Annotated in this window: 19 protein-coding genes; 1 reads left to right on the top strand and 18 read right to left on the bottom strand. The window is 47.0% G+C overall.

The features are described 5' to 3' along the window. From rimM to NLBNIHML_RS28290, 18 genes are all read right to left on the bottom strand, one after another. On the bottom strand, positions 1 to 513 hold the full coding sequence (rimM, locus tag NLBNIHML_RS28375) for a ribosome maturation factor RimM (RefSeq protein WP_472478730.1): 513 nt from the start codon (positions 511 to 513) through the stop codon (positions 1 to 3). A 330-nt stretch (positions 514 to 843) separates the two neighbouring features. Next, positions 844 to 1074 (bottom strand): KH domain-containing protein, encoded by a 231-nt coding sequence (locus NLBNIHML_RS28370; protein WP_024630185.1) that lies wholly within the window; start codon positions 1072 to 1074, stop codon positions 844 to 846. 23 nt (positions 1075 to 1097) lie between these two features. Beyond that, on the bottom strand, positions 1098 to 1370 hold the full coding sequence (gene rpsP, locus NLBNIHML_RS28365) for a 30S ribosomal protein S16 (protein WP_017689219.1): 273 nt from the start codon (positions 1368 to 1370) through the stop codon (positions 1098 to 1100). 53 nt (positions 1371 to 1423) lie between these two features. Continuing rightward, positions 1424 to 2800 carry a signal recognition particle protein gene (ffh, locus tag NLBNIHML_RS28360; RefSeq protein ID WP_253433704.1) on the bottom strand — a complete coding sequence of 459 codons (1377 nt, stop codon included), beginning with the start codon at positions 2798 to 2800 and terminating at the stop codon, positions 1424 to 1426. A 69-nt stretch (positions 2801 to 2869) separates the two neighbouring features. Beyond that, positions 2870 to 3220: a YlxM family DNA-binding protein gene (gene ylxM, locus NLBNIHML_RS28355; protein ID WP_339241527.1), complete on the bottom strand. Its 351-nt coding sequence runs from the start codon at positions 3218 to 3220 to the stop codon at positions 2870 to 2872. 262 nt (positions 3221 to 3482) lie between these two features. Next, on the bottom strand, positions 3483 to 4130 hold the full coding sequence (trhA, locus tag NLBNIHML_RS28350) for a PAQR family membrane homeostasis protein TrhA (protein WP_253433701.1): 648 nt from the start codon (positions 4128 to 4130) through the stop codon (positions 3483 to 3485). A 144-nt stretch (positions 4131 to 4274) separates the two neighbouring features. After that, a complete protein-coding gene (gene ftsY, locus NLBNIHML_RS28345) occupies positions 4275 to 5288 on the bottom strand; it encodes a signal recognition particle-docking protein FtsY (protein WP_339260408.1) in 1014 nt (337 codons plus the stop codon). 112 nt (positions 5289 to 5400) lie between these two features. After that, positions 5401 to 8970 (bottom strand): chromosome segregation protein SMC, encoded by a 3570-nt coding sequence (gene smc, locus NLBNIHML_RS28340; RefSeq protein WP_339260406.1) that lies wholly within the window; start codon positions 8968 to 8970, stop codon positions 5401 to 5403. A 218-nt stretch (positions 8971 to 9188) separates the two neighbouring features. Next, positions 9189 to 9893: a ribonuclease III gene (gene rnc, locus NLBNIHML_RS28335; RefSeq protein WP_091031948.1), complete on the bottom strand. Its 705-nt coding sequence runs from the start codon at positions 9891 to 9893 to the stop codon at positions 9189 to 9191. A 13-nt stretch (positions 9894 to 9906) separates the two neighbouring features. Continuing rightward, a complete protein-coding gene (fabF, locus tag NLBNIHML_RS28330; RefSeq protein ID WP_062833763.1) occupies positions 9907 to 11145 on the bottom strand; it encodes a beta-ketoacyl-ACP synthase II in 1239 nt (412 codons plus the stop codon). Between the two features lie 176 nt (positions 11146 to 11321). Further along, positions 11322 to 11555, bottom strand: a complete 234-nt coding sequence (acpP, locus tag NLBNIHML_RS28325) for an acyl carrier protein (RefSeq protein ID WP_024630176.1) — start codon at positions 11553 to 11555, stop codon at positions 11322 to 11324. Between the two features lie 152 nt (positions 11556 to 11707). After that, positions 11708 to 12457, bottom strand: a complete 750-nt coding sequence (gene fabG / locus NLBNIHML_RS28320) for a 3-oxoacyl-[acyl-carrier-protein] reductase (RefSeq protein ID WP_494353304.1) — start codon at positions 12455 to 12457, stop codon at positions 11708 to 11710. Positions 12458 to 12494: 37 nt separating this feature from the next. Beyond that, positions 12495 to 13427, bottom strand: a complete 933-nt coding sequence (fabD, locus tag NLBNIHML_RS28315) for an ACP S-malonyltransferase (protein ID WP_339303009.1) — start codon at positions 13425 to 13427, stop codon at positions 12495 to 12497. A 24-nt stretch (positions 13428 to 13451) separates the two neighbouring features. After that, positions 13452 to 14441, bottom strand: a complete 990-nt coding sequence (locus NLBNIHML_RS28310; protein ID WP_339241519.1) for a beta-ketoacyl-ACP synthase III — start codon at positions 14439 to 14441, stop codon at positions 13452 to 13454. An 8-nt stretch (positions 14442 to 14449) separates the two neighbouring features. Continuing rightward, positions 14450 to 15445, bottom strand: coding sequence for a phosphate acyltransferase PlsX (plsX, locus tag NLBNIHML_RS28305; protein ID WP_339241517.1), 996 nt, complete (start codon positions 15443 to 15445; stop codon positions 14450 to 14452). Further along, a complete protein-coding gene (gene fapR / locus NLBNIHML_RS28300; protein ID WP_047842457.1) occupies positions 15442 to 15990 on the bottom strand; it encodes a transcription factor FapR in 549 nt (182 codons plus the stop codon). The genes plsX and fapR overlap by 4 nt, the downstream gene beginning before the upstream one ends. A gap of 373 nt (positions 15991 to 16363) precedes the next feature. After that, positions 16364 to 16537 carry a 50S ribosomal protein L32 gene (rpmF, locus tag NLBNIHML_RS28295; RefSeq protein WP_017689233.1) on the bottom strand — a complete coding sequence of 58 codons (174 nt, stop codon included), beginning with the start codon at positions 16535 to 16537 and terminating at the stop codon, positions 16364 to 16366. 65 nt (positions 16538 to 16602) lie between these two features. Next, positions 16603 to 17109, bottom strand: a complete 507-nt coding sequence (locus NLBNIHML_RS28290) for a YceD family protein (protein WP_253433686.1) — start codon at positions 17107 to 17109, stop codon at positions 16603 to 16605. 462 nt (positions 17110 to 17571) lie between these two features. Here NLBNIHML_RS28290 and hmpA point away from each other — a divergent pair, with 462 nt between their 5' ends. Beyond that, positions 17572 to 18807 carry an NO-inducible flavohemoprotein gene (hmpA, locus tag NLBNIHML_RS28285; protein ID WP_494353303.1) on the top strand — a complete coding sequence of 412 codons (1236 nt, stop codon included), beginning with the start codon at positions 17572 to 17574 and terminating at the stop codon, positions 18805 to 18807. Positions 18808 to 18933: the final 126 nt, after the last annotated feature.

The raw sequence follows: 18933 nt of genomic DNA, 5'->3' as shown, positions 1-18933 counted from the left end.
TTACAGCAGCCCTTCCATCAGGTGAATCTTCACTTGCTTCTGTTCGATGTCCACATCAAGCACGACATCATCAATAACAGGAATCAGCACTTCTTTGCCAGCCGGCGTTTTGACAACCCATACATCATTCGCACCAGGAGTCAGGATTTCAGAGATGGTTCCGAGCGCTTCACCCTCTTCGGTGATGACAGAACAGCCAACGATTTGATGGAAGTAATATTCGCCTTCCTCCAACTCAGCCAGGTTCTCTTTTAATACTTTGGCCATACCGCCTTTAAACTTCTCTACTTCATTAATATTGCCATATTCTTTCAGACGAAGAATATACATATTTTTATGCAAGCGTGCAGATTCCACATTAACCATCACTGGATGGTTATCTGGTGTAAAGAAAAACAACTCCGCATTTTTCGCGAAACGTACTTCCGGGAAATCGGTTAAAGGCATGATTTTCACCTCACCGCGAATTCCATGCGTATTAACGATTTTACCTACATTCATAAACTCTGCCATATTTCCTCCTACAATCCATTCATATGGTACTCATATTTGATGATCTTCCTGCGACCGTTCCGGTGACGGATCGTTCCTCGGATCGCTGTTATCCCCTGATTTTTTTAATTATTTTTAAATGTTAAAATCCGGTGATAGCGTATGCTTCCGATGTAGCTTTCTTTCAGAAAGCTTTAAGGCGAGCGCTGACGCTTCTTCAGAATCGATTCCGTCCCCTTCACTACTTCCGCAAATAATCATACTTGACGAACTACTTCAATCATATTATTTAAGTTTCAGCATGCACGAAAAGGGGCTAGGACATGCATCCTAACCCCCTTTCGTATATCTTTAAGATATGATATCAACGGTAACCCGTTTATCCATCTTAACTGCTGCTGATGTGACGACCGTACGAAGTGATTTTGCGATTCGTCCCTGTTTACCAATTACCTTCCCGACATCGTCAGGATGAACGGTTAACTCATAAACGACAAGCCGGTCTTTCTCAACCGTCCGAACCGCCACATCTTCCGGATGATCGACTAAAGCCTTAGCAATTATGCTTACTAATTCTTCCATAGATGACCCTCCGAATCAGCACTTTATTTAGATAATTTAGACTCGTGGAACTTCTTCATCACGCCCGCTTTGCTAAGCAAGTTGCGGACAGTGTCAGATGCTTGTGCACCGTTTTGAAGCCATGCCAATGCTTTATCTTCATCGATCTTAACAACAGCCGGTTGTTCAACCGGGTTGTAGTAACCGATCTCCTCGATAAAACGACCGTCACGTGGGGAACGGGAATCCGATACCACTACGCGGTAGAAAGGAGCTTTGTGAGCACCCATACGTTTCAGACGAATACGAACTGCCATTTGAAAATTCACCTCCTTCAATGAAATCTGTATATGATCCAGCTTCGCTTAAATCAACGGAAAGGAAACTTCATTCCTTTGCCCATACCTTTAAGCTGCTTCATCGCTTTATTTTTACCGCCTTTAGGTCCCATCATATCCGAGAACTGTTTCATCATGCGGCGCATCTCATCAAACTGCTTGATCAGACGATTTACTTCAGCCAGAGATGTTCCGCTTCCGGTAGCAATACGCTTCCGACGGCTATGGTTGATCAAGTCCGGGTTGCGTTTCTCTTCGGTCGTCATTGAGTATACGATCGCTTCGATCCGGCCCATCTGTTTATCATCAACCTTCAGGTCCTTGGCTTGTTTCATCTTGCCCATGCCGGGAATCATATCCATGATCTGATCGATTGGTCCCAGCTTTTTCACTTGATCCATCTGCTCCAGGAAATCTTCAAACGTGAATTCTGCATTACGCATCTTCCGTTCCATTTCCTTGGCCTTATCGGTATCAATGTTTAATTGTGCTTTCTCTATCAGAGATAACATATCCCCCATACCGAGAATCCGCGAAGCCATACGTTCCGGGTGGAACGGCTCCAAAGCGTCAAGTTTCTCTCCAAGGGAAGCAAACTTGATTGGGCACCCCGTAACGGCTTTGACAGAAAGTGCAGCACCACCACGAGTATCGCCATCCAGCTTCGTCAGGACAACCCCGGTCAGATTAAGCTGCTGGTTAAAGTGTTCTGCTACGTTAACCGCATCCTGACCTGTCATGCTGTCCACCACAAGCAGTACTTCATCCGGATTCACTACGCTGTGAATCTGGCGAAGTTCTTCCATCAGCTCTTCATCAACATGCAGACGTCCTGCTGTATCGATAATAACATAGTCATTACCGTTATCTTTGGCATGTTGAAGACCTTGACGTGCGATCTCCACAGGGCTTGTCTGATCACCCAGTGTGAATACCGGCGCTTTGATCTGCTCGCCAAGTACTTGCAACTGTTTGATCGCTGCCGGACGATAAATATCTCCTGCAACAAGCAATGGTCTGCTGTTTTGCTTTTGCAGCATTTTAGCCAGTTTACCCGAGGTGGTTGTTTTACCAGCACCCTGCAAACCAACCATCATCAGCACCGTAGGCGGTTTGTTCGCTTTAGCCAGTTTGGCCTGGCTTCCACCCATCAAATCCGTCAGTTCCTTGTTAACGATGTCGATGATGACCATTCCTGGCGTGAAGCTCTCCATCACTTCTTTGCCAACAGCCTTCTCTTTCACCTTGGCGATGAATTCCTTGACCACTTTGAAGTTTACATCCGCTTCGAGCAATGCCAGACGTACCTCGCGCATAGCCTCGGCTACATCTTCATCAGACACCTTGCCTTTGCCGCGCAGCTTGCTGAACACATTCTGTAATCGGGTCGTTAATCCTTCAAATGCCATGATCCCACCTCCTTAAGCTTTATTACTGTTTTTAAGACCGATACGTTCCACTGAGCCGTTATAATCTTCTCATTCGCTGAGCTGAGCAACGATATCGTGTATTTGTTTGTTGTCATCAATGGAGACGCCTGCGCGTTCCAATGCATTTTGCAAATCTTCAAGATTGCGATTACGCCGTTCATGCTTTTCCAACAAGCCCAGCTTGCTTTCGTAATTCTCCAGCACTTGTTCGGCACGCTTGATATGCTCGTATACCGCCTGGCGGCTGATCTCAAACTCGGCTGCTATTTCACCAAGTGAAAAATCGTCATGAAAGTAATACTTTAGAAAAGTCTGCTGTTTCTCGGTAAGTAACAATTCATAAAAAGCAAACAGCAAGTTAATCCGGTTTGTCTTCTCAAGCCGGTTTTCTTGACTCACATCGGGGCACTCCCTTCGTCAAGGAAAAACACTTTACACTCTTGCAACGTTCCTAATAATACCTAAAACAAATCAGGTTGTCAAGCAAAAATACTTGTCACAATAAAAACAGCTTTGATGATATGTTATTTCGATGTTTAACAGGTGATATATACCTTATTTCACAACAAGCACATACTATTTTTACTTGTACGAGATCACCTCTATGTAAAAGAAAAACGAACGCGTCTCAGTCCGTGGAGATGCATCCGTTTATGGCGTTCTAGCGAAGTGGTGTCAGGTACAACAGTACCATAAAGAAATGAAGAATGCTGCCTGCCAGTACAAAGAGATGCCATATCGCATGATGGTAAGGGAATCCACGCCACACATAAAAGAGTGTACCCAGTGTATACATCAGGCCTCCAGCAACCAGCAACACAATTCCGCCTGTAGGTATGGCAGCCATCAGCGGTTGCCAGGCAATTACGATGAGCCAGCCCATCGCAACATAGAAAATCGTGGACATGAACAGAAACCTTTTCGTGAAAAACGCCTTAAAGATCACGCCGAATAATGCGATTCCCCAGATTATGCCGAACAGGGTCCATCCAAGTGTACCGCGAACAGCAATAAACAACAGCGGAGTGTATGATCCCGCAATAAACAAATAAATGGAAGAATGGTCGAAAATCTCAAATAAATCTTTCACTTTTCCATCTTTCCATGCATGTACGAGAGTAGAACTTGTATAGAGCAGCAACATGGTGATCCCATAGATCGTGAAACTGACCACATGCCAAGCCGTTCCTTTTATACTAGAAAATACAATCAATATCACCAGTGCAGCCACACTGAGTGCAGCGCCGATTCCATGTGTCACCGCATTGGCGACTTCTTCACGGCGAGAATAGGTATGAGTATTGGCCATTTCAACCGTCCTTTCCAGCCCTTTAGCATTGCCTGCTTTATTCCCATTATACACGTATTGCCAGTGACATTACACGTGACACTTATCACGTCTATCACTGGCAATTACGCTTAACGCTATGAATTTATCTTAATTAACATGGTTCTACGAGTTCGTTTCCTCTTCTTCAGCACTTTCAGCTGGTTGCTCTTGGATCAATCCGGCGAACAAGGCATGAACGAACTGCTCTGAATCAAATTGTTGCAGATCATCGATCTTTTCACCCAATCCCACAAGCTTCACTGGCAAATCCAGCTCCTGACGAATTGCTACAACGATCCCGCCTTTGGCTGTTCCATCCAGTTTCGTTAGTACGAGGCCGGTTACGCCGCTTTTCTCACCGAAAAGTTTAGCCTGATTTAAGGCATTTTGACCTGTGGTCGCATCCAAAACCATCAGCACTTCATGCGGAGCATCCGGAATTTCACGTTGGATGACACGATAGATTTTGTTAAGCTCGTCCATCAGGTTAGATTTGTTCTGCAGACGACCTGCTGTATCACAGAGGAGAACATCGGCACCCCGTTGTTTTGCTGCCTGCACCGCATCATACATAACCGCTGCCGGGTCAGAACCGGATTGCTGTTTGATCACATCGACACCGGCACGTTGTCCCCATACTTCCAGCTGTTCGATGGCTCCGGCACGGAACGTATCTCCAGCGGCCATGATGACTTTCTTACCTTGCTGTTTAAATCGATGTGCCAGCTTGCCAATTGTCGTTGTTTTACCAACACCGTTAACACCAACAAACAAAATGACAGTAATGCCGTCCGGGTTCATTTTCAGCTCGTTATTCTGTTCACCACGAAGAAGATCCGTCAGTTTCTCAGACAATACAGGCTGCAGCTCAGCCGCATCCTCAATTTTGCGTTTTTTCACCTCAGCGCGCAGGTCTTCGATCAGATTCATGACCGTATTCACGCCAACGTCTGCTCCAATCAAAATCTCTTCCAGTTCTTCATAGAACTCTTCATCGATTTTTTTGCGGCGGATCACGAGATCCGAGACTTTCTCCACTAGCCCTTTACGTGTCTTTTCCAATCCATCCTTGAACTGTTTGGTAACTGACTCTGTTTTGTTTGCAATGCTGTCTCTCAGCTTTTTAAAAAAACTCATAAAGCCCCTCCATCGTGTACATAATCTAGCGCTATGCAATAATGCTCAATCTAAATGAATTTTAATATTTAATAATGATAATGAGTTCATTTGTCCCACAGCCTTGGATCGATCAGGCAATGACCGCTTCCTCATCTTCCAGTTTAACCGAAACGAGCTTGGATACTCCGCCCTCTTCCATTGTGACACCATACAGCACATCAGCCTCTTCCATCGTACCTTTACGATGGGTTACAACGATGAACTGTGTCTGTTCGGAGAATTCACGCAAATACTGGGCAAAACGGACCACGTTAGCTTCGTCCAGCGCTGCCTCTACTTCATCCAGTACGCAGAATGGTACAGGTTTGACGTGCAGAATGGCAAATAACAAAGCCATTGCCGTCAAAGCCCGCTCCCCACCGGATAACAGTTGCAGGTTTTGCAGTTTCTTGCCTGGTGGCTGAGCCACAATATCTATTCCCGTTTCAAGCAAGCGCTCCGGGTCCATCAGAACAAGGTCAGCTCGTCCCCCGCCAAACAGCTTGGTAAAGACGGTACCGAACTCACGGCGGATTGCATCGAACGTGATCTTGAATCGCTTCGCCATCTCGTCTTCCATTTCCCGAATAACCTGATACAACGTTGTTTTGGCTTCCACCAGGTCATTCTTCTGTTCACTCAGGAACTCGTATCGCTCATTGACGCGCTGGAACTCTTCAATCGCTCCCAGGTTAACATCACCCAGGGCGGATATACTGCGCTTCAGCTTCTGTACCTCTGCCTGTGTATGCTCTACATCTTCCGGCACCGGATAACGCTCTTTGGCCAGTTCATAACCCAGTTCGTATTCGTCCGTCAGCTTTCGAAGTATATTTTCCAGCTCAACATCCAACCGGTTCACGGAAATTTCGGTCTGTCGCATCTGCTCTTCCACAGCTTTCAACTGCGTGCGCTGTTCCTTCGTTTCGCTCTCCGCAAGCTCAAGCTTTTTCGACAACTCACTTCGGGCAGCACGTTTGAAGTCCAGTTCTTGGGAAGCTTCCGCTTTTTTCAGCTTGTACTGGTTCAGATCTTCAATCTGCTTAACACTCTCGGTCTGTGTTTTCTTGAGATCTGCTTCCATCGAAGCTAACAAGGTGCGATTCTGACGAAGATCTTTGACCAGCGACTCCACTTCCCGCTCCAGACGTCGCAATTGTTCCCCATTGGAGAATCGCTCCTGATCGAGCTTGCCTTCCCGTACTTTCAACTCGGTGAGTTGGCTCTGCAATTCTTCCTTCGCGGATTCATTGGCTTTCCGAGCAAACTCGGCTGCATGAATGGCACGATGAGTCGCTTTTTCTTCTTCTTCAAGCTGCTCCAGCTTCTTCACAGCGACGATGCGAGCCGTATCCAGCTCTTTGATCTCTTCGGTGAATCCGCTCTTCTCCTGCCCGGCAACGGCAACCTGCTCAAGCACGTGGCGAAGCTCATGCTCTACCTGCTTCATTTCCATCGAAGCCTGCTGTTCTGCATTTCGGGTATCGTCACCAGACTGGCGAAGTTCATCCAGTTTGTCCTGACACTGCTCCAGTTGAACTTTTACATCATCCACACTGCGATGCAGTTTCACAATTTGATTTTCGGTATCCAAAATATCCTGATCGAGTTGGTCCAACTGCCGTTTACGACTGAGCAGACTCACATTTTTCTTGTGCTGGCTACCACCTGTCATGGAACCACCCGCATTAACCACATCACCTTCAAGCGTCACGACCCGGAAACGATACTGGCAGCGAGCCGCAATTTTATTGGCCACCTCCAGCGTTTCGGCAATAATAACATTACCCAACAGACTGCCAATGATTGAAGCATACTTGGATTCGAATTGTACAAGATCAGCACCGATCCCCACAAAACCTTCCATACCTTCGATCATGGAACGTTCAGCCGCTCCAATGGCACGAGGACGAATGACATCGAGAGGCAGGAACGTTGCACGTCCCAACTGGCGCTGCTTCAGGAAAGCAATCGCCTGTCTGGAAACTGATTCATTTTCCATGACCACATGCTGCAAGGATGCTCCCATTGCTGTCTCTACCGCAAGTTCGATCTTCTCGGGAACTTTAACGAGTTCAGCCACAGCTCCATGAACACCGCTCAGCGTACCTTTACGTGAAGCCTTGAGGACCTCCTTGACACCCAGCATGAATCCGTCAAAATCATCCTGCATCTCTTTCATTGTATCGCGGCGGGAAACTTGAGCTTCACGCTTTTGTTCCCATTTACGGACCGTGCCCCGACTTTCTTCGAGCAGCTTCTGCAGTGACTGGAGTCGTTCACTTTCCGTAATATAACCACCACGTAGATCACTGATTTCTTTGCCCAAACGAACAACTTTTTTCTCAATGTCCGCTTTGCGACTTTCCAGTGTCTCTTTCTGTTCTTCCCACTTGCCTGATTCCTCAGCCGCGCGATTCATTCTGCGCTCCAGCGTTTCTTTCTGCTGATCCACATAACGAATTTCATTTCGTGTCTGAGCCATCTGATTCATCAGTTCCAGCAAGTTGCCTTTGAGGCTTTCCTCTTGCTGCTGGCTAATACCCCCTGTGACACCGATGAGTTTGGCTTCTTCCTGCGACAACTGATTTCTCACATCATTCAGTTCATGCTCAAGCTTGCCAAACTTCTCACGCAGTGCAATCAGCTCGGTTTCCCGTTCGCGATGTCTCTCTTCACTGGCGGCAAGCGTTACTTTGAGTTGCTCCTGATTTGTTTGCAGATGGTGCGAGCGCTCCTTGAGCAGTTCTCCAAGGCCTTCACTTTTCTCCGTCGCTTCACTGAATTGCAATAAGGCGGATTGCAGTTGCTCTGTCTCTGTTTCCAGGATACGCAGCGCATTCCGATCATTTTCCAGCTTGGCATCATGCGTAGAGACAATCGCCGCCAGTCCAACCTCTTCCTGTTTTAGCGATTGCAGCCTTTCGTTGGCCTTACTCCAAGATGCATGAATCTGTTCGATCTGGTACACATACATGGAAATTTCCTGTGATTTGAGCTGCGAACGAAGTTCTTTATAATGGATCGCTTTCTCCGATTGTTCCTTCAAGGGTCCAATCTGATCCTCCAGTTCGGTCACAAGATCATGAATACGCAGTAAATTCTGCTCTGTCTCATCCAGTTTGCGCGTAGCATCCCGCTTACGGGATTTATATTTAACGATACCTGATGCCTCTTCAAAGATGCCCCTGCGATCCTCTGAACGGGTACTCAGAATCTCTTCAATTCGTCCCTGTCCAATGATCGAGTAGGCTTCCTTACCGATACCGGTATCCATAAACAACTCCGTAATATCCTTCAAGCGACAAGATTGTTTATTAATAAAATATTCACTATCTCCGCTGCGATGTACACGACGAGTCACCGTCACTTCACCGAAATCCAGTGCAAGTGCGTGATCCTCGTTATCGAGTGTTAGCGACACTTCACCAAAATTAACAGCCTTCCGTGCATCACTACCTGCAAAGATGATATCTTCCATCTTGCCACCACGCAGCGATTTGGCACTTTGTTCCCCCAGAACCCAACGGATTCCGTCCGATATATTACTCTTGCCACTTCCGTTCGGACCTACAACAGCCGTAATGCCACGAACGAATTCCATCTCCGTTTTGTCGGCGAATGACTTGAATCCACCCAATTCAATCCGTTTTAAAAACATAGGGTTTCTCGTCACCTCCTCTTGCAAATTTCAAGTATTGCATTCCAGCGCCTAAATAAATTGAACTAAAATAAGGTTCAACTTATTAGTTAACGATCAGGCTAACTCCCCCTGAACCTCTTTACAAAAAAAAGAGCAAAAAGCAGTCCGGCCGATTACTTCCGCCGGGGCGGACCCGCGGGCTGCTCTTTGCTCTTCGTTTGTCTATGCGCTATCGGTTAAGCTCCGGCTTCCGGAAGCTTCAGTCGATCAAGTGCTGCAGATGCAGCCTGTTGTTCCGCTTCCTTTTTGGAACGCCCTGTACCTCTGCCAAGCCGTTCTTGACCCATATGGACCTCCGAGACAAACTCACGTTCATGGGCAGGTCCCCGTTCCTCAACGATACGGTATTCCAAAGCTCCCATATTGTGATGCTGAGTCAGTTCCTGCAGTTCCGTTTTGTAATCACTCATTTGCAGCTTGCTGCCCAACACGATTAATGGAAAGACATGCTGGTCGAGAAATGCCCGGACAGGCGCAAGCCCCTGATCCAGATACAATGCACCAATGAAAGATTCAAACACATCCGCCAGCAGAGCCGGCCGTGTCCGTCCTCCCGTTAGTTCCTCACCTTTACCAAGAAGTACATACTGACCAAAACCCAACGCTTCAGCAAATTTGACGAGGGAAGGCTCACAGACAATGGATGCCCGCAGCTTAGTTAATTCGCCTTCCGGACGGTTAGGATACAAATGATACAAGTATTCCGATACAGTCAGTTCCAGCACGGCATCGCCCAGAAACTCCAGACGCTCGTTGTCCTGATGCTGACTGAACCGGTGTTCGTTTACATAAGAAGCATGGGTAAACGCTTGTTTTAAAAGCTGCCTGTTGTCAAATTTGATTTGAAGTTTATGTTGTAACTGCTTCAGATCTTCACTCAAACGAACTAGCCCCTTATGCTTCAAATTTTTTGAGAATAATGGTGGCATTGTGACCGCCGAATCCAAATGAATTGGACATGGCAATATTGACTTTAGTTTGACGTGGAACATTTGGAACATAATCCAGATCACATTCCGGGTCCTGATTTTCCAGGTTGATCGTTGGTGCCAATGTCTGATGTGTCAGTGACAATCCGCAGATAACCGCTTCTACACCACCAGCAGCGCCAAGCATGTGGCCCGTCATGGATTTCGTGGAACTCACTGCGAGCTTGTACGCATGATCACCAAACGCCTTTTTGATCGCAAGCGTTTCGGATCTGTCACCTACAGGAGTTGAGGTTCCGTGTGCATTAATGTAATCCACTTCTTCAGGCTCAATACCCGCATTGCGAAGTGCCATCTTCATGCAACGTGCTGCTCCATCCGGATCTGGTTCTGTCATGTGATGTGCATCGCCTGTCAGACCGTAACCGATCACTTCACCATAGATGCGTGCACCACGTTTTTGAGCATGCTCCAGGGATTCCAGAATCAGAACACCAGCGCCTTCGCCCATAACAAAACCATCACGTTCTGTATCAAAAGGACGGCTTGATTTCGCAGGATCATCATTACGTGTAGACATTGCGCGCATAGCACAGAACCCTGCAAGACCCGTTGGTCTGATTGTTGCTTCCGCACCACCACAGATCATGGCATCTGCATCACCATTGGCAATCAACTTGAAGGAATCTCCGATGGAGTGTGTACCTGTTGCACAAGCGGTAACCACGTTAATGTTGGGACCTTTGGCACCAAGAGAGATGGACATTTGGCCTGAAGCCATGTTGGAGATCATCATGGGAATAAAGAATGGGCTTACCCGTTTTGGACCTTTTTGCAACAATGCATTATGTTGGTCCTCCCACGTACCCAATCCACCAATACCTGATCCGATGGATACACCGAAACGCTCTGCATCAATATTCTCGTTAATTTTCAGACCACTGTCTTCAACGGCTTTGAAGCCGGCTGCTACAGCGAACTGCACAAAACGGTCCATTTTGCGAGCATCCTTGCGATCCATATATTCTTCCGGGTTGAAATCCTTGATCTCAGCTGCAATCTGTGTCGTGTATTCACTAACATCAAACGCCTCAATCTGAGAGATTCCGGACTTTCCTGCCATTAAACTGCCCCAGAACGTTTCCAAATCTTTTCCGAGCGATGTCATTACGCCCATTCCGGTAATTACTACTCTTTGTTTCAAACCGAGTCACCTCTATATCGACTGCATTACGCAAGTATTTTGTGGGAATATCCGCAAACAGACATCTATTCAACCAAGATAAGCCTGCTTGAGTAGAGTTGCTTGCGGAATGAGAAAAACCAATGAATGATGAGAAGTCCCGCCTGTTCGAAAACATGTGCGGGACTAAAATGACTTTAGGTATGAGATTGTATGTAGTTTACAACTTCACCTACGGTCGTGATTTTTTCTGCATCTTCATCAGAGATTTCCAAATCAAATTCATCTTCCAATTCCATGACCAATTCCACTACATCCAAAGAATCAGCACCCAAATCTTCTTTGAAAGATGCTTCAAGTGTAACTTCAGCTTCGTCTGCGCCCAAGCGGTCGACGACGATGCGTTTTACACGCTCCAATACATCGGACATCCGGTTCACCTCCTTCTTTGGTATTATACGAGAATCGCAGGCAAAATGCCATAGAAGACATATGCGGCTCCCGGCCGGGGAACCCGGCCTTTTTCCGGCATTTCGGATCGTCCAGCGCCTGTTCCCCGACTATTGTTCAAGTCCGGGAAGAATTACATGTACATGCCACCATCGACATGCAGCGTCTGCCCTGTCATATAAGATGAAGCCTGTGAAGCCAGGAAAGTGACTACACCGGCAATTTCATCCGGCTGACCCAAACGGGACAACGGAATACCACTTAGCATACCGTCCACCAGCTCCTGGGACAACTCTTTTGTCATATCCGTCTCAATGAAACCTGGTGCAACACAGTTGACTGTGATTCCACGAGAAGCCAGTTCACGAGCAGATGCTTTCGTCAGGCCAATAACTCCTGCCTTCGCAGCAACATAGTTCGCTTGTCCAGCATTACCGAGCACACCTACAACCGAGGAGATATTGATAATTCTTCCCGACCGTTGTTTCATCATTGGACGTGTAACCGCCTTAAGGCAGTTAAACACACCTTTTAGATTGGTTTCAATAACCTGATCGAATTCTTCCTCTTTCATACGCATGATCAGATTATCACGGGTAATACCGGCATTGTTCACCAGAATATCAACGTTGCCCCAAGCTTCAAGTGTAGCTTTGACCATTTGTTCAGCTTCATCCATCAAGCCCACATTGGCTTGAAGTGTAATCGCCTTGACTCCTTTGGCACGAATCGCTTCCGCCACGTCCTCAGCTGCCGCTTGGCTACCCGCATAATTCACGGCTACGTTCGCTCCAGCTTCAGCCAGTGCCAATGCAATACTGCGTCCAATGCCCCGGGATGCCCCGGTAACGAGTGCATTTTTACCTTCTAATGGTTTAGACATAATCATTCCTCCTTTCCCCAAATCTAATCCCTGCTAATCACTTCAACGCACTTGCCGTTGCTTCGAGCGTTTCAAGACTGTTCACATTGTACAGTTTTACGGTTTTATCTGTTTTTTTAATCAAACCGGTCAATACACTGCCAGATCCAATCTCGATGAACGTATCCACGCCTTGCTCAATCAGCCATGTCACACTGTCTTCCCATAATACAGGAGAATAGACCTGAGCTGTCAACAAATCCCGAACCTGTCCATCCTCTGCAGGTCTTGCAGTCACATTAGCGACTACAGGAACCGCTGCCGGTGAGAACGTAACGGTTTTCAGCTTCTCTTCCAGCTTCTCAGCCGCACCCTTCATCAGTGAAGAGTGGAACGGTCCGCTTACTTCCAAAGCAATGGCGCGTTTACCGCCTGCTTCTTTCACTCGTTCCGCGACAGCAGCTACGCCTTCCTTCACACCAGAGATGACGATTTGTCCCGGACAATTCATGTTGGCAAGTTCAACCGCATGACCAGTTTCAGATACGTCACGGCAAAGCACCCCCAGCGCTTCCCGATCCGCACCAAGCACAGCAGCCATCGCTCCTTGTCCACCCGGTACTGCCTGTTCCATATACTGACCACGCGCCCGCACAGTGCTCACAGCGTCAGCAAACGAAAGAACGCCCGCTGCCACCAGTGCACTGTATTCTCCCAGACTGTGTCCAGCCATATAGTCTGGCTGAATTCCTTTTTCTTTGAAAGCTTCAAGCAAGGCAATACTTGCTGTCAACAGAGCCGGTTGTGTATTTGATGTCTGTTTCAACTCAGTCTCTGGTCCTTCAAATACAAGGTTGCTCAGCGAGAAACCCAATGTTTCATCTGCTGTGCGAAAAATTTCAGTTGCCGCAGGCACGGACTCATACGCGTCCTTAGCCATGCCTACAGCCTGTGATCCCTGTCCGGGAAATACAAATGCTATTTTACCCATCTCATTCATCTCCCAGATGTCTATTTACCAAACGAGTACCGATGCTCCCCATGTCAAACCGCCACCGAATCCAACCATCAGAACGGTATCTCCGGCTTTCATGCGACCTTCCTCTGCGGCTTCTACCAAAGCAAGCGGAATGGAAGCAGCCGATGTATTGGCATACTTATCCACGTTGACTACAACCTTTTCTTCAGGAAGTTCCAGTCGTTGCATCGCAGATTGGATAATCCGAATATTCGCTTGATGCGGAACAAACAGATCCACATCCGTACGCTCCATACCAGCCTTGCGTAATACCTCAATGGTAGCCGTACCCATGACACGGACTGCAAACTTGAACACTTCACGACCATTCATGTAGATATAATGCTTTTTATTTTCAACGGTCTCTGCGGAAGCAGGCAGACGGGAACCGCCGCCTTCCATCTGAAGAAGACTACCGCCAGCACCTTCGGCACCGAGATCAAATGCTTTGAATCCGCGACCTTCTGGAACTTCACCAACGACTACCGCGCCTGCCCCGTCCCCAAAGAGGACACATGTGTTACGGTCTGTATAATCCGTAATACGAGACAAACAGTCAGCTCCAATAACAAGTGCGTTGTTGTACATGCCGCTTTGGATGAAGCTGGTAGCACTTGCCAAACCGTATACAAATCCGGAACAAGCAGCCGACAGATCAAATGCCGCCGCACCTTTTGCACCCAATTTGTCCTGCAAGATGCAGGCTGTTGATGGGAACGAAGAATCCGGGGTAATGGTTGCAACAATAATCAGATCCAGATCACTGCCTGTCATGCCAGCAGATTCAAGTGCTTTAAGAGCTGCTTCATATGCCAGATCAGAAGTTGCCTGCTCGGGTGCAGCAATGTGACGCTCTTTGATTCCTGTACGACTGACGATCCATTCGTCATTGGTATCGACCATTTTCTCCAGATCGCTATTCGTCAAAATTTTCTCAGGCACATATTTCCCTGTACCAATAACCCCTACTGGGCGCAAATTATTCATGTCGTCACTCACTTCCCGCTAATTTCCTTAGATATGCTCTCTACCAGCTGATTCTGCACTGCAATCCGAGCTTGGCGCACAGCATTTTTGATGGCATTGCCATCAGCAGATCCATGACTTTTTACAACCAGTCTGCTCAAACCGAGGAGCGGCGCTCCGCCATGCTCCGTATAATCCAGCTTTCGTTTCAGCCCACGCAACTCAGGCATCAATACAGCTGCAGCCAGTTTACTTTTAAGAGAAGATGAGAATTGCTCCTTAAGCAAGGCGAAAATGGCACCTGCTGTGCCTTCCAGCGACTTCAGCAGTATATTTCCTGCAAAACCGTCGCATACAAGCACATCACAAGCACCAGTCAGCACATCACGCGCCTCAACATTACCGACAAAACGAATGGGGAGTTGTTCCAGTAAAGGATATGCATGTTTGGTTAACTCATTTCCCTTGCCTGGCTCTGTTCCTACATTGAGCAAACCCACTCGTGGGGACGCTATGCCCTGTACTTTTTGCCGATACAAGCTGCCCATCAGGCCATATTGCGCAAGATGCTCCGGTTTGGCATCCATATTCGCTCCGAGATCCAGCGCAAGTACACCTACATCATCAATCGTTGGAATCATGGGCGCAAGCGCCGGACGTTCAATGCCTTCCATTCGACCTACAACAAGCAAACCTGCTGTCATCAGCGCTCCGGTATTGCCTGCCGAGATCATCGCGTCCGCTTCGCCCTCTTTCAGCATACGGCCTGCAACTACCATGGAGGCATCCTTCTTGCGACGTACTGCTTTTACGGGTTCATCATCCGAACCAATAACTTCGGAAGCATGCCGGACCGTAAGATTGGCAGGTCTCACACCTGACTGACTCAAAAGAGGCTCCAGCTTGGCTTCATCGCCGATCAGGACGATCTGTGTATCCGCCCATTCCGTGGCTGCGGCGATCGCACCTTCTACCGTTGATGCAGGTGCATTGTCGCCTCCCATGGCATCAATGACGATTTTCATTCCAAATGACCTCCTTCTCCGCTGTCTTCTCCACCTGAATGGTAGATTACAAAGTTGCCTTGAAACACCATTTCTTCACCTACATAAGTGAATACTTCCACTTTGGCTTTGCCCTTTTGACCCGGAATCGATCTCACATAAGCCTTTGCAATACATTTCTCTCCCAAATGAACCGAACGGACAAAGCGAATGTCTGCTGATGCAGTCAACGCGATCTCGTCATTAATAATGGCTACAGCCAAGGAGTTGGCCTGTGCAAAGACGTAGTGCCCACGTGCAATCCCTGTTCTGGAAAACACATGCTCTTCCTTAATCTCAAACAGGGAAATCCCGCTTTTGTCCAGCTGCAGATCCACAATATCACCGATAATCTCATGCAGGGGCAGCGAGCGCACCTGATCATACGAGAGCTCTGCCATCAGTTTCATCCGCTCCCGAAGTTCTGGTATTCCAAGTTCCAGTCTGTCAAGACGAATCGTCTGAATACTCACCTTCAATTGGCGCGTAAGTTCCTGATCCGTCACAAACGGGTTCTCTTCTATCATTTTGGTTAACTGCTGTTGCCTCTGTCTCTTCGGTACACGTTCGATGCCTGACACCCCCCGCTGTATCGTTTACGGAACCGTCCCATCCGGCCAGTTCAACCATTCTTTCGTGTTGCTTCTATAGATGCATCCCTGGTCACCAGGGTCGTTCTCAAACGGATTATGGTTCATCATATATGTAACGTCAAATCTTAGAACCTGGTACTAAACTATAGTATATCTCATCCCGTGTCAAAAAGAAAGGCTGGCTGAACAAAAACAATTCACCCCTGTGGAGCAAAGATTTCATGCTTGTTAACTCCCTCTACCTACACTATCTAATCGAAAAAAAGTAGCACCTCATCGAAATGAAGTGCTACTTAATGTCCAACTATTATTGAGAGATGATCTCTCTTGCTTTGTACGTTCCGCACACTTTGCAAACGTGGTGACTAAGTTTAAGTTCGCCACATTGTTCACATTTCACCATGCCCGGTACAGCCAATTTAAAGTGAGTGCGACGTTTGTCGCGACGCGTCTTGGACGTTCTCCGTTGAGGTACTGCCATTATTCCCACCTCCTTATCAAAATCAACCTTTGCAGGTAGTTGTTACGTTCGATTTTCAATCATGCTCATTTAAAAAAATCCTTGAGCCCTGCAAGCCGCGGATCGATAACCTGGTTATCACAACCGCAGTCACCTTCGTTCAGCTCATGGCCACACTTGGGGCATAACCCTTTGCATGTATCGCTGCATAGCGGTATAAACGGAAGATCCAGCAGAAAAGCTTCCTCGGCATAACCTTTCAGATCAACGCTATCCCCATCCACATAGAGCGTATCGTCGTCTTCATGTAATTCCTCTGGCTGTTTTCCCTGCTTGAATTGCTCATGAAAATCAATATGAAAATGTTCATTGATCGGCTTAAGACAACGGGAGCACAACATGTCCACTCCTACGGTCAGCTTGCCATGAACATCCACAACGTCACCTTCTCTGAATTCTGCAGATAAATCCGCAGTCAGGGGGGTAACGGCTGTGATATCTTGTCGGTTAGAAACCAGTTCCTTGATATCCCACTGTTCGTTAAACTTCAGGGGACCATCACTGGTAGCCACTTTGCGAAATGGCATTAACATTTCCATCACTCCAAACGAAACCAATTTCATAATTCATGTCAAACGTATCACGACAGTTATACAGGTCAAGCCTGCTCTTGTAAAGCAATAAATCCTGACTGTATGTATTCTGACGTTTCATCGTTAAAAGTATTATGAAATTGACTTAACAAACAAAAATCATTATACCGATTTTTCAAGACGTTTGTCAACACTTTTAACTTTACACCCTATTTTAAAACCGATGGCTCAGAACCGTTTACTCCATCTGGTCTATTATAGACTCACTTCAAGATAAACTACAAGTCGTCATTTTAGTTGTAGTTTCTTGCAAACCGCGGTCACATTTCGTTAACGTTTAGTGTGATCTATGTCACACAGACCCTTTCGGCACCTACCTATACTTGCTATAAACCGAAGCACAATCAGCTCCATAACAATTTATTATTCAATAATCTCATATTATATCGGGAGGCAAAATGTATGTTAAGTGAACACACTATTAGAGTCATTAAATCTACAGTACCCGTACTTGAAGTTCACGGTGAAGCGATCACACGCCATTTTTACGAAACGATGTTCGCAGCTCATCCGGAACTACTGAATATTTTCAATCACGCAAATCAGAAACAGGGACGACAGCAAGCCGCCCTCGCCAATATGGTATACACCGCCGCCCTGCATATCGATAATCTGCCCTCCATCCTGCCTGCCGTCCGGCAAGTTGCCCATAAACATCGCAGTCTGGGTATCGTTCCCGAGCAATATGCGATTGTGGGCACCTATCTGTTACAAGCGATCAAGGATGTGCTTGGAGACGCGGCTACCGATGAGATCATTACGGCGTGGGGCGAAGCCTACAATGTCATTGCAGATGCCTTTATCGGGATCGAACAGGAGTTGTATGCGGAAGCAGAGAACCAGACAGGTGGCTGGGAAGGGTTTCGTACCTTCAGGGTTGCCAAGAAAGTGCAGGAAAGTGAAGTCATCACATCCTTTTACCTCGTCCCAGATGATGGTAAACCAATTGCCAACTATGAACCAGGACAATACATCAGCATCAAGATCAAACCGGAGGCACAGTCATTTACCCAGATTCGTCAGTATAGCCTTTCAGATATACCGGGTAAACCCTACTACCGCATTTCCGTTAAACGCGAGCTGGGTGGATTAGAACGTCCTGATGGAGTCATATCCACGAATCTCCACGATCATATTGAAGAAGGTAGTCTGGTGGAGCTATCCGCTCCTGCTGGTGACTTTACGCTGGATAGAGACGATAAACGTCCTGTTGTTCTCTTGAGCGGTGGCGTTGGTCTAACCCCCATGATCAGCATGTTAAATACACTGGTTAACTTGGACAAAAACCGCAAAATTACATTTTTGCATGCAAGTCCGAATGGTCAATCTCACGCGTTCCGTGATCATGTGAACAGTCTGGCCGAACGTTATCAAAGCGTTAAAGCCTATTATTGTTACACTCAACCCGCTGCTTCTGATCGTGAAAATGAGTTTTTTCATAAGGAAGGTTATATGGATGCAGTCTGGCTTCGCCAAGTGATTGAGGAACTGGATGCCACCTATTATCTGTGCGGACCCGTTTCTTTCATGCGATCAGTGTACACGGAGCTTCAGGCACTTGGTGTTGCAGCAGACCACATTCATTATGAATTTTTTGGGCCGAAAGCAAGTCTTTCTCCCGCACCGGAAAGTGTCTAAGTGTGCTGATTTATTCAGATGAAGAAGCCGTTCTCCGATTATCGAAAAATCTGTAATATACAATAAATTTGCAGGCACAGTCTGACATCCGTTGATGTCGGATTTGTGCTTTTTCTTGTCTGAGTG

Source organism: Paenibacillus sp. JNU01 (assembly GCF_059130585.1).
The sequence above is the reverse complement of the archived record's forward strand: the minus strand, read 5'-3'. Positions and strand labels throughout refer to the sequence as shown.

Excerpts from the sequence above, each read along its gene's own strand:
- NLBNIHML_RS28290 (WP_253433686.1), bottom strand. The coding sequence starts at position 17,109 with ATGTTAATGCCATTTCGCAAAGTGGCTACCAGTGATGGTCCCCTGAAG.
- rimM (WP_472478730.1), bottom strand. The coding sequence starts at position 513 with ATGGCAGAGTTTATGAATGTAGGTAAAATCGTTAATACGCATGGAATT.
- rpsP (WP_017689219.1), bottom strand. The coding sequence starts at position 1,370 with ATGGCAGTTCGTATTCGTCTGAAACGTATGGGTGCTCACAAAGCTCCT.
- plsX (WP_339241517.1), bottom strand. The coding sequence starts at position 15,445 with ATGAAAATCGTCATTGATGCCATGGGAGGCGACAATGCACCTGCATCA.
- acpP (WP_024630176.1), bottom strand. The coding sequence starts at position 11,555 with ATGTCCGATGTATTGGAGCGTGTAAAACGCATCGTCGTCGACCGCTTG.
- smc (WP_339260406.1), bottom strand. The coding sequence starts at position 8,970 with ATGTTTTTAAAACGGATTGAATTGGGTGGATTCAAGTCATTCGCCGAC.
- fabG (WP_494353304.1), bottom strand. The coding sequence starts at position 12,457 with ATGTCTAAACCATTAGAAGGTAAAAATGCACTCGTTACCGGGGCATCC.
- ffh (WP_253433704.1), bottom strand. The coding sequence starts at position 2,800 with ATGGCATTTGAAGGATTAACGACCCGATTACAGAATGTGTTCAGCAAG.
- NLBNIHML_RS28310 (WP_339241519.1), bottom strand. The coding sequence starts at position 14,441 with ATGAATAATTTGCGCCCAGTAGGGGTTATTGGTACAGGGAAATATGTG.
- trhA (WP_253433701.1), bottom strand. The coding sequence starts at position 4,130 with ATGGCCAATACTCATACCTATTCTCGCCGTGAAGAAGTCGCCAATGCG.
- hmpA (WP_494353303.1), top strand. The coding sequence starts at position 17,572 with ATGTTAAGTGAACACACTATTAGAGTCATTAAATCTACAGTACCCGTA.
- ftsY (WP_339260408.1), bottom strand. The coding sequence starts at position 5,288 with ATGAGTTTTTTTAAAAAGCTGAGAGACAGCATTGCAAACAAAACAGAG.
- rpmF (WP_017689233.1), bottom strand. The coding sequence starts at position 16,537 with ATGGCAGTACCTCAACGGAGAACGTCCAAGACGCGTCGCGACAAACGT.
- fapR (WP_047842457.1), bottom strand. The coding sequence starts at position 15,990 with ATGATAGAAGAGAACCCGTTTGTGACGGATCAGGAACTTACGCGCCAA.
- fabD (WP_339303009.1), bottom strand. The coding sequence starts at position 13,427 with ATGGGTAAAATAGCATTTGTATTTCCCGGACAGGGATCACAGGCTGTA.
- NLBNIHML_RS28370 (WP_024630185.1), bottom strand. The coding sequence starts at position 1,074 with ATGGAAGAATTAGTAAGCATAATTGCTAAGGCTTTAGTCGATCATCCG.